General features: G+C 63.0%; 9 protein-coding genes. 6 read left to right on the top strand and 3 right to left on the bottom strand.

Annotated features, from left to right (window positions below; translation table 11 throughout):
- Nucleotides 1-60: 60 nt before the first annotated feature.
- A complete protein-coding gene (locus NTD84_RS25420) occupies nucleotides 61-1,080 on the bottom strand; it encodes an ABC transporter substrate-binding protein (RefSeq protein WP_262171351.1) in 1,020 nt (339 codons plus the stop codon).
- Between the two features lie 55 nt (nucleotides 1,081-1,135).
- The gene (locus tag NTD84_RS25415; protein WP_262171349.1) at nucleotides 1,136-2,209 is read right to left on the bottom strand and encodes a sigma-54 interaction domain-containing protein; all 1,074 of its coding nucleotides are present in this window, start codon (nucleotides 2,207-2,209) and stop codon (nucleotides 1,136-1,138) included.
- A 394-nt stretch (nucleotides 2,210-2,603) separates the two neighbouring features.
- Between NTD84_RS25415 and NTD84_RS25410 the strand changes: the two genes are divergently transcribed.
- From NTD84_RS25410 to NTD84_RS25385, 6 genes are all read left to right on the top strand, one after another.
- Entirely contained in the window at nucleotides 2,604-3,677 is a 1,074-nt protein-coding gene (locus NTD84_RS25410) for an ABC transporter substrate-binding protein (RefSeq protein ID WP_262171347.1), read from the top strand.
- Nucleotides 3,678-3,691: 14 nt separating this feature from the next.
- Nucleotides 3,692-4,915, top strand: coding sequence for a lipase family protein (locus tag NTD84_RS25405; protein ID WP_262171345.1), 1,224 nt, complete (start codon nucleotides 3,692-3,694; stop codon nucleotides 4,913-4,915).
- 15 nt (nucleotides 4,916-4,930) lie between these two features.
- On the top strand, nucleotides 4,931-6,139 hold the full coding sequence (locus tag NTD84_RS25400; protein WP_262171344.1) for an LLM class flavin-dependent oxidoreductase: 1,209 nt from the start codon (nucleotides 4,931-4,933) through the stop codon (nucleotides 6,137-6,139).
- Between the two features lie 4 nt (nucleotides 6,140-6,143).
- A complete protein-coding gene (locus tag NTD84_RS25395; protein WP_262171343.1) occupies nucleotides 6,144-7,733 on the top strand; it encodes an ABC transporter substrate-binding protein in 1,590 nt (529 codons plus the stop codon).
- 200 nt (nucleotides 7,734-7,933) lie between these two features.
- Nucleotides 7,934-10,516, top strand: coding sequence for a TonB-dependent receptor plug domain-containing protein (locus NTD84_RS25390; protein WP_315975577.1), 2,583 nt, complete (start codon nucleotides 7,934-7,936; stop codon nucleotides 10,514-10,516).
- A gap of 39 nt (nucleotides 10,517-10,555) precedes the next feature.
- Entirely contained in the window at nucleotides 10,556-11,641 is a 1,086-nt protein-coding gene (locus tag NTD84_RS25385; protein WP_262171338.1) for an LLM class flavin-dependent oxidoreductase, read from the top strand.
- A 33-nt stretch (nucleotides 11,642-11,674) separates the two neighbouring features.
- On the opposite strand, the gene ligD is transcribed toward NTD84_RS25385, so the two are convergent.
- On the bottom strand, nucleotides 11,675-14,272 hold the full coding sequence (ligD, locus tag NTD84_RS25380) for a DNA ligase D (protein ID WP_262171336.1): 2,598 nt from the start codon (nucleotides 14,270-14,272) through the stop codon (nucleotides 11,675-11,677).
- Between the last annotated feature and the right edge of the window lie 5 nt (nucleotides 14,273-14,277).

Here is a 14,277-nt window from a genome sequence, read left to right as displayed (position 1 = left end):
GCACACCAAACTGTAGAAGCCAGCTTGTTGGCGATGGGGCCATCAGGCGTTGCGCTGCACTCAGCTGCCCGCATCGCCGTGGGCTTCTTCGAAGAAGTAATCCTTCCAGCTGTCCGCCTTGTTTTTCAGCACGCCCAGCTCTTGCAGTTTCTCGGCGTAAACCGCTGTGCGTTGTGGCACCACGGTGAAGTCGATTTCCGGGTCGTTGACGATTTGCTCCACCAACGGCAGCGCCAGTTTCGATTGCTCGACGCGAATGTAGGTCTGGGCGGCGGCGGATTTGTCGGCCTTGATGATGTCCTCCGCTTCGGCCAGCGCGTCGTAAAACGCCTTGTAGGTTTTCGGGTTTTCGTCGTGGAATTTCTCGGTGGTGTACAGCACGTTGAACGTGGCCGGGCCACCCAACACGTCGTAGGAACTCAGCACTTTATGCACGTTGGGGTTCTGCAGTTCCTGGTACTGGAACGGCGGGCTGGAGAAGTGCGCGTTGATCTCCGAACCACCGGCAATCAGCGCCGCTGTCGCATCCGGGTGGGCCAGGCTGATCGAGATGTCGTCGAATTTCTTGTAGTGCTCGTTACCAAACTGCCGGGCCGTTTCGATCTGCAACGTGCGTGACTGGAACCCGACCCCGGCCGCCGGCACGGCGATGCGATCCTTCTCGGTGAAGTCCTTCAGGCTCTTCACATTCGGGTTGTTGGTCAGCAGGTAATTGGGCATCGAGCCCAGCGAGGCGATGGCCTTGACGTTCTGTTTGCCCTTGGTCCGGTCCCAGATCGTCAGCATCGGCGGCACGCCCGCCGACACCACATCCAGTGCACCGGCCAGCAGCGCTTCATTCATTGCCGTGGCACCGGAGATGCTGTTCCAGTCGACCTTGATGTCGAGGCCTTCGGCCTTGCCATGTTTTTCGATGAGCTGCTGATCGCGAACCACATCCAGAATCAGGTAACCGATACCGAATTGCTGGGCAATGCTGATCTTGCCCTCGGCCTGCGCGCCGGGGCTGAGCAATGCACCGGCCGCCGCCAGTGATGCCGCCAGGAGTGTCAACGCTAAACGCTTGTAGGGAGTTGCCATGGGGTGCTCGCTGTGGGTGGACGTATCAGAAATAAAGCGACGACGGTCTAGGGATTTACTCCTCCACCGTCAGTGTCTTGTTCAGTTCCCCGATCTTCTCCAGCCGCGCCCGCACGATATTGCGGCTGATGTTGAGCAGGCGGCCGGTCTGCAACTGGTTGCCGTGGCAGTACCGGTAGGCGGCGCGGAAAATGGTTTCTTCGATGTGTTCGTAGAGGTCCGGAATGTTCTGTTCGAACAGCGCGTTGAGCGCGGATTCGAGATCCGCCGGGCCGGCGGCGATCGGGCTGGTCTGCGCGGCCTGCTCCTGGCGGATGCCGGAAGAACGCATGTCCACCAGGTGCAAATCCGCTGGGGCGACCCGCTGATTGCGGCACACCAGCAACGCGTGGTGGATGGAGTTTTCCAGTTCGCGGATGTTGCCTGGCCAGCTGTGTTCCAGCAGCTTGCGTTCGGCCTCGACGCTTAATATCGCGCGGTTGTAACCCAGGCGCTGGCAGTGCTCTTCGAGGAAGAATTCGGCCAGCGGCAGGATGTCACCCGGTCGTTCGCGCAACGGTGGCAGGCGGATGGTGGCGACGTGCAGCCGGTAGAACAGGTCCTCGCGAAAATGCCCGGCGACCACGGCGTCGGCCAGGTTGACGTTGGTCGCGGCCACCAGTCGCACGTTGATCGGAATCGGCGTGCGCGAGCCCAGGCGCACCACTTCGCGCTCCTGCAGGACGCGCAGCAATTTGACCTGCATGTTCAGCGGCAGGTCGCCGATCTCGTCGAGAAACAGCGTGCCGCCATTGGCCGCCTCGAACCAGCCGGCCTTGTTGGTGGTGGCGCCGGTGAAGGCGCCTTTCTCGTGGCCGAACAGTTCGCTCTCCACCAGGGTTTCGGCAAACGCGCCGCAGTTCACCGCCACGAACGGCTCACGGCCACGCCGGCTCAGATGGTGGATGTGCCGGGCGACCAGTTCCTTGCCGGTGCCGGTTTCGCCAATGATCAGCGTGTTGGCTTCACTGGGCGCCAGGCGCTCGATGCGGCTGAGTAATTCCTGGGAGCGCGGGTCCTTGAACACCAGGACGGTGGCCCGCACCGACTTGGTCAATTCGCGAGCGTTTGGATGAGTGATCAGCGACATGGTGCATTCCTGGCAGTAAAAGCGCGTGCTCAATAGTGCATGAAGTTGTTTAGACTAAAAAATTCTTAATTAGTATTTGTATATTCCTTATTTACATATGCAACGCCGCTGCTTCAAGCCTGCTGCTGGAGCAGCAATGGGCACGCATTGGCCTGTTGGCAGATCAACACCTGGTGGTCACCCCACACCTCCCCCGCCACTCTGAACCTCAAGCCCTACGCGGGCTGCAGCGTGTTTTTCGCGCAATGGCATGCAATCTGCTCTCTCGGTTCCATCACCGCCGCCCACTGACGATGGCGTTCTTGAAATCGCTGCAGCGGCTTAAAGGCCTCATCACCGGCAAGCCGGCTCCTGCAGGGATTGGGTTGCAAAAATACGATTTAGGGAGAGTTCAATGAAACGTTTCTGGCGCAACAGCCTGGTCGCCTTGACCGGGTTACTGCTCAGTGCCACGGCGCTGGCGGAACAGGCACCGGCGTCGGTGAAGATCGCCATCGTCGCGTTTACCCAAGGCGGTAAACCGGCGTTTGGCGGGATCGCCGGGCGGGTGATCGAGGACGGCTGGCTGGAACAGCAGCTGGCACTGCGTGGGGTGAAGCTCGACTGGATCGCCCTGCCCCATGCCGGCGCCGGACCGCAGATCAACGAAGGCTTCAGCAACAACAGCATCGACTTCGCCGTCCGCGGTGATCTGCCGTCGGTGATCGCCGGAGCGGGCGGCGTGCCGGGCAAGCTGATCGTGCCCGGTGGCAGCGGCAACAATATCTACCTGGTGGTGCCCGCCGGCTCCACGGCCACGAGCATCGAAGACCTCAAGGGCAAGCGTCTGGCCCTGCATCGCGGCCGTCCGTGGGAGTTCGCCTTCAGCAACTTCCTGGCCAGCAAGGGCCTGAAGCTCGACGACTTCAAGATCGCCAACCTCAACCCGCAGGTCGGCGCGGCAGCGGTGTCCGCCGGCAAAGTCGACGCCGCGGTGTTGCTCAGCGAGGCCTACGCACTGGAGGACAAAGGCGTCGGCAAGATCATCTGGTCGACCAAGCAAGGCGCCAACGATTGGCGGCTGGTCTCCGACCTCTGGGGCACCGACAGTTTCGTCTCCCAGCACCCGGACATCACTCAACTGCTGGCGACTGCCTGGGTCAAGGCCGCGTGGTGGATTTCCCAGGAGCAGAATCAGGACGCCTATTACCAGCTGTCCTCCCGCGCCGGCACCGCGGAAAGCGTGCTGCGCCGCGACGACCAGAACGATCCGGTGACCTGGAAAGAGCGCTGGGCGCCGAAAAGCGACCAGCAGCTCAAGGCCCATTACCAGGCGCTGACCGCCTATGCGCTGGCCAACCACCTGATCCGCGACACCTACGACATCACCCCATCGCTGGCCACCGGTTTCACCAACCAGGCGCTGATCGATCTGCAACTCACCGACTATTGGCCGGCCCTGCGCGGCCAGGTCAGCACCAATCCATGAATAGGGAAATCCAGATGAAACTGCCGCAATCCTTCGCCTTCGGCCTCAGCGTCCTCGCACTGTCCATGAGCGCCATGGCCGCCGGGACCCACGCGCCAAAACCTGATCCACAGCAAGGCGACGGCCGCGTTTCGGCCTTCTACACCTGGCAGGACGTGATCCCGGCCACACCCGGCAAACTGCTGCGCAGTGAGCCGCTGGAAAAAACCCTGAGTCTGCCGAACGCCGCCAGCGCACAGCGGATCCTCTATACCTCCACCGACGGCATCGACAACAAGACGCCGATCGTGGTCTCCGGCACGTTGTTTCTGCCCAAGGGCAAGGCGCCCGCCGGTGGCTGGCCGGTCGCCAGTTGGGGGCACGGCACCGTCGGCGTGGCGGATGTCTGCGCGCCCTCCTGGCAGGGCCGCTCCTACCGCGACGTGCAATACCTCAGCCGCTGGCTGGATGAAGGCTATGCCATCGTCGCCACCGATTATCAGGGCCTCGGCGTACCCGGCGGACACCCGCTGTTGAACAACCGCATGGCCGCCTATGGCATTCTCGATGCGGCCAAAGCCGTGGTCGCGGGGGTTCCGGGGCTGGCGAACAAAGTGCTGATCGTCGGTCAGTCCCAGGGTGGCGCCGGTGCCTTCGCCTCGGCGGCCTACGCACCGACCTATGCGCCGGACCTCGGCGTCAAAGGCAGCATCGGTACTGGCGTGATCTACACCGTCGGGGCGAAAAACGTCGGTGAGCAGGACGTCAACAAGGTTGATGCTTCCCTCGCCTACGGCTTTTACACCCTGCTCGCGGCCCAGCAATACGACCCGAGCATCAACCCGAAAGACTTCTACACCGACAAGGCCCTGCCGCTGTTCGAACAGGCGCGTACCAGTTGCCTGGCGGCGCTGGTCAGCGACGTCGTAGGCGTCGGCCTGACCCCGGCCAATGCGAAAAAGGACTACAAGGGCGACCAGCTCGCGGCGTGGCAGAAACAGGTGTCCTACCCGACCCTGAAGCTGGCGCAGCCGATTTTCATCGGCACCGGTGCCGAAGACAAAACCCCGGCCGCCTCGACCCAGATCGCGCTGATGCAAGATGCCTGCAAGACCGGGTCGGTGGTTGAAGGCCATCTCTACAAAGGCCTGGGCCACAGTGAAACGGTCAACGCCTCGCTGAAGGATTCGGTGCCGTTCGCGCACAAAGTCATCAACGATCAACCCATCACCCCGATCTGCAGCCCCAGCGTGCAATAAGACGGAGCCTTCGCTATGAGCATTGAATTCTTCACCCGCCTGCCGCTGCATGGCGAAACCCAGTTCCTGCCCGGCGACCCGCGCAATCGCGGCGACTGGCATCGCGGCGGCCCAAGCACCGGCGCGGTTTCCGGGTTCAGCGTGGGCGATCACTTCACCTACATCGATTACCTCGGGCAGATCGCCAAGGCCGCGGAAATCAACGGCTTCGGCGGCGCGCTGATGGTCAATGCGCCCACCGGTGAAGAGCCGTGGACCGTCTGCTCGCTGCTCGCCCGGGAAACCCGCACGCTGAAATTCGTCACCGCGTTCCAGCCCTATCACTACACCCCGTGGGTCGCGGTGCAGCAGGCCGCGACCTACCAGCGCGCCACCGGCAACCGTTTGGTATGGAACATCATCAACGGCGGTTCGGACGCGATTCAGCGTCAGGTCGGCGACTTCAGCGATCACGATCAACGTTATGAGCGCGCCATCGAGTTCATGGACGTGGTCAAGGGCTACTGGCACAACGAGAACTTCCACTACGACGGCAAGTTCTACAAGGCCGAAGGCGGCGGCCTGCGCGGGCCTATGAAAAAAGCCGAGCTGCCGCTGATCTGCACCGCCGGCTCGTCGATCCCGGCCCGGGAATTCGCCGCCAGGCACGCCGACTTCTACCTGATGCGCGCCGAGCACCCGGACGAGATTGCCGCGCTGATCGCCGACATTCGTGAACGCGCGCTGAAGCATGGACGCACGGGTATCCGCTTCGGTTTGTCGATCGACGTGATTACCCGCGACACCGAAGAACTGGCCCGCACCGAGGCCAAACGTTTCTTCGACGAAGGCATCGCCCGGGGCGCGGTCAAGGCCGTGGCCGCCCATGCCGGGCTGCGCACCGCGCGCAAGCTCAGCTACGAAAACGAGTTCGCGCAGAAGACTGAAACCCAGGGCTTCGACGACTTTTTCATCCACCCGAATGTGTGGACCGGCTTCGGCTACATCGGCATTCCGCCGGGCTGCGCGCTGGTGGGCAGCTATGAAAACGTCGTGGCGCGGATTCGTGAGTACAACGACATCGGCATCGACCTGTTCTTCCTCGCGGGGTATCCGCACCTGGAAGAAGCCTATCGCCTCGGCGAGCACATCCTGCCGCACTTTCGCAGCGAGCGCGCCGAACTGAGCCGTCCGCCGCAGGCGCCGCTGGAACTGCGCTCTGCCAACGGTCCAGCGGGGGCCTGATGCCATGAGCGAGGATCATTCATTGTTCAGTCGGCGGGATTTTCTCGGGCACAGCGCGCTGCTCGGCGGTGGTCTGTTGCTCGGTGGCGGCCTGCTCGCCGGGTGCGGCCCGAGCGCCGACAAGCCGGCGACGACCGTCGCCGCGGCCGGCGATCAACCGCGCTATGGCGGCCGCCTGCGCCTGGGGATTCTCGACGGCAACCAGAGCGGCAACCTCGATGCGCACAAACCGATCGGCAGCGGCATCGTTCGCGGCTTCGCGCTGTACAGCAAGCTGTGGGAGTGGGACGAACAGATGCAACCGCGCCTGGCCCTGGCCGAATTCGCCGAGCCGAACGCCGATGCCAGCAGCTGGACGCTGCGCCTGCGCCAGGACCTGGAATTCCACCATGGCAAAACCATCGATGCCGATGACCTGATCTTCTCGATCCGTCGCCTCACCGATCCGCAACTGGCCTCGCCCTACGCCGCGTTGCTGCACTGGGTGGACCGCGACAACCTGGTCAAGCTCGATTCACGCACGGTGCGCCTGAACTTTCGCGAAGGCCGCAGCTATATGCCGCTGGCGGAAACCTGGGTCAACTTCGGCGGCATCGTCCCGGTGGATTACCACCCGGTGACCAATCCGGTGGGGGCCGGCCCGTACAAACTGAAAAGCTTCACCCCCGGCCAGCGCTCACTGTTCACCCGCTTCGACAACTACTACAAGGACGGCAAGCCCTACGCCGACGAGCTGGAAATCATCGATTTCAAGGATCAGGTCTCGCGGCTGGCCGCCCTGCGTTCCGGGCAGATCGACATGGCCAACGTGATGCCCACTGAACAGCTGGACGTGCTGCAGCGCGATCCACGGCTCAAGGTGCTGAAATCGGTGACCGGCAACTGGTTGTCGTTCGACATGAACCTCGACAAGCCGCCGTTCGACGATCCACGGGTGCGCGAGGCTTTTCGCCTGCTGGCCGACCGTGAAGAACTGGTGCGCCGGGCGCTCAATGGTCAGGGCCGCGTGGCCAATGACCTGTATGCGCCGAGCGACCCGACGTTCAACCACACGCTCGGCCCGCGCCCGCACGATCCGCAGCGGGCGGCGCAACTGCTCAAGGACGCGGGCTACGAAAACCTTGAACTGGAACTGGTGACCACACCGGGACCGGGGCTGACGTCGGCGCTGGTGCTGGCCGAACAGGCCAAGCGCATTGGCGTCACGCTCAAGGTCAAGCAAGTGGACCTGGCCACGTTTCAGGGACCGCTGCGCAACGACTGGACGCTGAGCACCGGCGGCAGCATCGGCGCACCGTTCCTGGCCAGCGCGATCCACACCGACGCGCCGTTTGCCGTGGCCAACAAGACCCACTTCAAGGACGCGCAATTCGGCGAGCTGTTCCTCGCCGCCATGGCCCAGCCCGACCTGGAAAAACGCAAGGCCCTGGTGCACCAGGTCCAGCAGATCCAGTACGAACGCGGCGGGATGCTGATCTGGGGTTACGCCGACCTGCTCGACAGCGTCGCCAACCGCGTGGGCGGCGCGGCGGCGGAAGAGTCGCTGTTCAGCACCTGGCGCTTTGAAAAACTCTGGTTGAAAGACACGGCATAACCCGCACGGGCGCTGACAACACGGCGAATCACGCGACGCGGTCTGCCTGACAAGACACCGACCTGTAGGAGCCGGCTTGCTGGCGATGGCGTCATATCGGCCGCCATCGCCAGCATGCTGGCTCCTACAGACCGGTGGTGTGTCAGGTGCATCGTGTTGTTTACAGCACTCAATGAACTTCTAAATCGAGGCACATGTTCATGCCCTCTATCGGCTTCGTTCGTCCCGCTTCTGGCCCTGCCCTGGCATGGGTCATCGTTTCCACCCTGTCGACCGCGACCTTCGCCGCCGACACCCAGCTGCAAACCGTCACCGTCCAGGCCAGTGCCAGCGAGTCCGACGACGATGCGCTGCCCACCCGGCCACCGACCTCGGTCTACGGCGGCACCGAAACCAAGGTGCTCGACACCCCGCGTTCGGTCACGCAGATCAACGCCGAGCAACTGGCCAACGACTCGATCCGCAGCGCCGACGACCTGGTGAAATACGCCCCCGGCATCACCCGCGGTGGTGGCCAGAACGCCGGCATCGCGCCGCAGTTCCGCGCCCAGGGTTCCGAAGTGTTCCAGGACGGCCAGCGCGCCTACGGCGTACGCCACCCGGCCAACTTCAACGCCTACGAGGGCGCCGACATTGTTGCCGGGCCGTCGTCGGTGACCTACGGTTCGGTGTCGGGCAGCGGCGGCTACGTCAACTACCTGAGCAAGAAACCCGACTTCAATCAATTCAAGACCCGACTGAGCGGCGAAATCGGCGCCTGGGTGCCGGACGGCGAATCCCGCGATTCCAGCAAATTCAGCATCGACAACACCGGCCCGCTGAGCGACAACCTCGCCTACCGGTTGAGCATCACCAAGCAGCGCCAGGAGGATTTCTACGACAACGTCGACAACAACTTCGACGCGTTCTACGGCGCCCTCGCCTGGCGCAACGACAACGTGCGGGTCGACTGGAACGCCAGCTACGACGATTACTACGACTACAACATCACCCATGGCTGGAACCGCGCCAGCCAGGAACTGGTGGACAGCGGCAAATACTACGCCGGGCGCGCGACGCCGATCATCCAGAACGGCAACACCCTGTGGTCGCCGGTGCTGGCCTCCGGCGCGGCCGATGCGCCGACCCTCGGCTGGGTCAAGCGCCAGCGTAATGCCCAGGGCCAATACAGCGTGGTCGATGGCAGCTTCCAGACCGCCTCGCCCAACACCCAAAGTAGTCCCGGCAGCCTGCGCGGCTGGGTGTACGACCCGACGCTGGCCGGCAATGGCCTGACCAAGCTGTCGTCACAAACCGGTCAGCGCAAGGAAGATGAAAACAGCTCGCGGCGCTTCACCACGCAGTTGCGGGTCGAGGCCGATCTGACGCCTAACATCACGCTGGCCAACAGCACGTTCTACCAGCGCTCCCGGGACATGACCGATGCGGTCGGTTCCTTCCAGGTGCAGTCCAAGGACAACCTGTTCGACAACCGCTTCGAATTCCGCTCGCGCAATGAAGTGGAATTGGGCGGCTTGACCCTGCGCGACGACAGCAACACCGGGCTGATCTATCGCCGGGAGTTCAACCAGTCGATCGCGGCCAACAACAACTTCGGCTCGACCATCAATGCCTATGACCTGACCCAGGATCCGTCAGGGAAGAATCCCGGGGATTTGCTGGGCCTGACCGGCTCCAACCCCGCTGGCGGCAATGGCGCCTGGATCGGCCAGGCCGGCGTGCCGCAGTTCTCCAACTACTACGGTTGGCTGAACCTGCCGGCGATGTACCCCGCCGGCCACGGTTTGTACGCCGAATCGGTGGCGCCCTACACCGCCGAAAGCACCTGGACCACCCGCACCCTGTTCAGCCAGCACAACCTGCGGTTTGGTGACAGCGTCGGCCTCAACATCGGCGCGAGTCGCAGCTGGATCGACGCGGAAATCGAGAACCCGTTCGTGCTCGCCGGAGGTAATCCGCGCAAGGACAGCAACAACTACCGGCTGTTCTCTTTCCAGGTCAGCCCGTACGTCAAGCCGACGCAGAACAGCACGCTCTACTACACCTTCGATCGCTCGCTGGCCGTCAACACCGGGTTCTTTTCCAACGGTCTCGGCTGGGGCAGCGGCGCCGGCGCCAACCAGCTCAATCCGCTGGCCTTCGAAAGCCTCAGCGTGTTGCACGAAGTCGGGCTGAAAGTCGAAGCGGTGCCCAACGAACTGTTCATGACCCTGGCCGCGTTCAAGCAAGCGAGGGACCAGTCGCCCGACAGCAATAACAACATTGCCCGGCTGGTGATCAAGGGCGTGGAATCGACCATTCGCTACCAACCGGACAATCACCTGCGCAGCGGGCTCAACCTGTCGAAACTCAGCGCCTACAACGAGTTCACCTCACAGGCAGGCTTCGCTTCGGCCGGGTTCGTGCCCGACAACGGCACCGTGTTCGGCGACAACAACAGCCTCAACCAGCGGCCGTCCGGGCGCTTCGACGCGGTGCAGATCCCGGAATACACCGCCAGCGGCTATGTCGACTATCGCTTCGACTCCGGCTTCGGTGCCGAGCTGTCCGGCTGGTGGACCAGCAGCTGGTATCTGAACCTGAGCAAGACCGTGAAGATCCCCGACGAATACAACCTCGACCTCGCGGTGTACTACCGCCAGCCGCAGTGGAGCACCACGTTGCGCGTGCTCAACCTGACCAACGAGCTGAACTTCGTCAGCGGCCTGGCCGGCTCGACCAACACCTTTTTGCAACCCATGCCGGGCCGCACGTTGCTGGCCCAGGTGGATTATCAGTTTTAACGCTGCGGCGCGTCCGCTCATCGATACCAGGAGTGTTCCATGTCCATTGAATTCGTCGGCATGATTTTCCCCCGCCAGTGGTCCGAGACCCGCGGCATCCGCAGCCCGGATTTCGATCTGGAGTTTATTCGCCACCACGCCCGAGCCCATGAACACGCGGGCTTTGACCGGGTGCTGATCGCCAGTGGCCCGGGCAGCGCCGACAGCCTGCAGATTGCCGCGTATGCGGCGGCGCACACCGAGCGCCTGGGCTTCATGATCGCCCACCGCCCGGGCCTCACCGCCCCCACGGTCGCCGCCCGAAGCTTTGCGACGCTGGATCACACCACCGGCGGCGGGCGGATTCGCCTGCATGCGATCACCGGCATCACCGCCGAGCCTCAGGAAGGCGACTTCCTGCTGGACAAGACCGAACGCTACAAGCGCACTGATGAGTTCCTGGAGATCGTGCGGCGCACCTGGACTGCGGAAGAGCCGTTCGATTTCGAAGGGCAGTATTTCAACATCAAGGGCGCGTTCTCGCCGGTCAAGCCGTTGCAGCAACCGCACATTCCGATTTCTTTTGGCGGGTCTTCGGACATCGCCTATCAGATCGCGGTGAAGCATGCGGATCTGTATGCGCTGTGGGGCGAACCGTTGAGCGGCGTGGCCGAGCAGATCGGCAAACTGCGGGCGGCGGCCAGTGCGGCGGGCGTGGAAGCGCCGCGGGTGAGCCTGTCGGTGCGTTTGATCCTGGGCGCGACCGAGGAACTGGCGTGGCAGCGGGCGCAGCAGATCCTCGAGCAGATCAAGGCCAATCCGCAGTTCGCCGCGGGCAGCCCATGGCAGAAACGCATCAAAGGCACCGGTTCCGAACGCCTGCTGGCCGCCGCCGCACGGGGCGATCGCCACGACCGCGCCCTGTGGATGCCCACCGCCACCGCCGTCGGTGCCTACGGCGACACCACCGCCCTGGTCGGCACCCCGGAAACCGTGGCCCAGGCGTTGCTCGATTACGTCGATTTGGGTGTGACGACATTCCTCAATCGGGGTTATGACCCGCTGTACGACACCGTTGATTACGGGCGCTGGATCATTCCGGCGGTGCGTGAGGAAGCGCGGCGCAGAAAAGCGCGGGTAGCGTAACGGCTGCGACAGCTATCGCCAGCAAGCCGGCTCCTACTTCATCCCCACCCGGCGCCGCATCTCGGCGGTGATGCCCTGTCTGGTTTTGTTCAGATCAGCCCAAGGCTCATTGCCGACTTCGGCCATGCGTTCCTGCACGTTGTGGATGTTCCATTGGTTACCCCCCTTCAGCTCCGCCACTTCCTCACGAAAGATCGGCACTGACACGGGCAACCCGTCCCGAGTACGGGCGGCATAGGCACAAATCGTGGTGGCGCCGAGGCCGTTGCGCAGGTAGTCAATGAAGATCCGCCCCACCCGGTTCTTCGGCCCCGACACCGCGGAAAACCGTTCCGGCAACAACTTGGCCATGTGACTGACGATGGCGTGGCTGAAGTCCTTCACCTCGTCCCAACCGAGCTTGCGGGTCAGCGGCACCACCACGTGAATGCCTTTGCCGCCACTGGTTTTCAGGAAGGCCTTGAGCCCCAGTTCATCCAGCACCGACAGCGTCAGTTGCGTGGCTTCGACCATGCTTTTCCACGGCAACGCCGGGTCCGGGTCGAGGTCGAGGACGAAGCGGTCTGGCTTGTCGAGGTTATCCGCGGTGGCGTTCCAGGTGTGCAGTTCCACGGTGCTCATCTGCACCGCGCCGATCAACGCTTCGGGGCTGTTGATGATCATGATCGGCTGCCCGGTGAGTGCCTTGTCCAGGGTGGTGATCCCGGGAATGGCCAGGCGCTCGGCGTTTTTCTGAAAAAACAGTTCGCCGGCAATCCCGTCCGGGGCGCGAACCAGCGCCACGGGCCGGTCTTTCAGTTCGGGCAGAATCCACTCGGCGACACTGGCGTAATATTCCGCCAGTTGCACTTTGGTCGTACCGCTGCTGGCATCGATGACCCGGTCAGGGTGGGTGATCCGCACCTTGCCCCCGCCCAGCCCCAGTTGCGACGGTGCTGTCGCGGCTTTTTCCGCGGCTGGTTTTTTGCTGGCGGCTTTTTTAGGCGCGGCCGGTTTTTCCGCAGTGCTTTTCTTCACCACTTTGGGGCGCTCCTCGGTGATGTCTTTGGCTGGTTTGTCATCGCGCAGGCCATGGAACACGGCATGGCGCACCGAGCCTTCCTTGGTCATTTCCGCAAAGGCAATTTCAGCCAGCAGGACGGGTTTGAGCCAGTGCACACCTTTGGCGTCAAAACCACTCGGTGGATTGCTCACCGACGGCTTCTTCACCTGCAACGGCTTCAGCTGTTCGTAAATGCTCTTGAGCGTTATCTCGTTGAACCCGGTGCCGACCTTGCCGGCATAGCGCAACTCGCCGCTGTCCCGGTCATGCAACCCCAGCAGCAAAGCGCCAAAGGCATTACGCGCACCCTTCGGATCGGTGTAGCCGACCACCACGAATTCCTGCCGATGCTTGCACTTGAGCTTGATCCAGTCACTGCTGCGCCGCGACACGTAGGGCGAACCCAGGCGCTTGCCGATAAGCCCTTCCATGCGCATCTGGCAGGCGCTGTTGAGCAAGGCCTCCGGCTCTTCGGCGAACGCATCGGAGAACCGCAACAGCGGGTCTTCACTCGGTTTGAGCACGGTCGCCAGCGCAACCCGACGCTCCTCGACCGGCACTTCGCGCAGGTCGACGCCATTGAGGTAAGGCATGTCGAACAGGTAGTAAAGAATGTTGCCGCTGCGCCCGGAATCGAAGGCATTTTGCAGGGCCTGGAAGTCCGGCACACCCTGTTCGTTGGCGACCACCATTTCGCCGTCGAGCCAGGCCGACTCCAGCTGCAGCGCCGCCAGTGCCTCTGCCTGTTTCGGCAGTTTATGGGTCCAATCGTGGCCATTGCGGGTGAACAGCTTCACTTCACCATGATCGATCCGGGCCATGATCCGGTAGCCGTCGAACTTGATTTCATAGCTCCACTCGCCATCCGGGGCCTTTTCAACCAGGGTCGCCAGTTCAGGCTTGAGCAGCTCCGGCAGTTTCGCTTTGTGCGCACCGGTGAGCTGCGCCGACTGCGGTTTGGCCGCAACTTTACGCGCGGGCTTCTTGACCGGTTTGGGCTTGTCCGCTGCCTTGGATTTTTTCGGCAGGATGGTGCGGTCGCTGAGCACGCTGTCCGGCTCCGCGGCGACCACGTCGTAATCGCTCTCCGGCTTGGCCGCGCTGTCCTGATGCTTGATCAGGAACCATTGCTCCTGCTTGCCGGGCATGTGCGTGCGCACCAGGTTCCACAGCCCGCCGAGTTTCTCGCCCTGCAGCTCGAATTTGAGCTTGCCCTTGGCGTAGGCCTTGGCCGGATCTTCCTGGGGAATCCACACGCCACGGTCCCAGACGATCACATCACCGGCGCCATAGTGTCCCTCGGGAATGCTGCCCTCGAACGTGGCGTAATCGATCGGGTGATCTTCGACATGCACCGCCAGGCGCTTGACCTTGGGGTCGAGCGACGGGCCCTTCGGCACCGCCCAGCTTTTCAGTGCGCCATCGAGTTCCAGGCGAAAGTCATAGTGCAGGCGCGAGGCGTCATGCTTCTGGATGCAGAACTGCAAGGCGTGGTCTTTCGCGATCTTCTTGCCCGACTGTTTGGCGGCCGGTTCCGAGGTCGCCGAAAAGTCGCGCATGCGATTGTAGTCATCCAGGTTCTTGTTCATGGCTC

The sequence above is a fragment of the Pseudomonas sp. 14P_8.1_Bac3 genome (assembly GCF_025466085.1).
Taxonomy (GTDB): Bacteria; Pseudomonadota; Gammaproteobacteria; order Pseudomonadales; family Pseudomonadaceae; genus Aquipseudomonas.
Note: the sequence above shows the minus strand (reverse complement) of the source record. Positions and strands in the feature narration are given on the sequence as shown.

Coding starts and splice junctions, on each gene's coding strand:
- NTD84_RS25395 (WP_262171343.1), top strand. CDS start 6,144: ATGAGCGAGGATCATTCATTGTTCAGTCGGCGGGATTTTCTCGGGCAC.
- NTD84_RS25415 (WP_262171349.1), bottom strand. CDS start 2,209: ATGTCGCTGATCACTCATCCAAACGCTCGCGAATTGACCAAGTCGGTG.
- NTD84_RS25410 (WP_262171347.1), top strand. CDS start 2,604: ATGAAACGTTTCTGGCGCAACAGCCTGGTCGCCTTGACCGGGTTACTG.
- NTD84_RS25405 (WP_262171345.1), top strand. CDS start 3,692: ATGAAACTGCCGCAATCCTTCGCCTTCGGCCTCAGCGTCCTCGCACTG.
- NTD84_RS25400 (WP_262171344.1), top strand. CDS start 4,931: ATGAGCATTGAATTCTTCACCCGCCTGCCGCTGCATGGCGAAACCCAG.
- ligD (WP_262171336.1), bottom strand. CDS start 14,272: ATGAACAAGAACCTGGATGACTACAATCGCATGCGCGACTTTTCGGCG.
- NTD84_RS25420 (WP_262171351.1), bottom strand. CDS start 1,080: ATGGCAACTCCCTACAAGCGTTTAGCGTTGACACTCCTGGCGGCATCA.
- NTD84_RS25385 (WP_262171338.1), top strand. CDS start 10,556: ATGTCCATTGAATTCGTCGGCATGATTTTCCCCCGCCAGTGGTCCGAG.
- NTD84_RS25390 (WP_315975577.1), top strand. CDS start 7,934: ATGCCCTCTATCGGCTTCGTTCGTCCCGCTTCTGGCCCTGCCCTGGCA.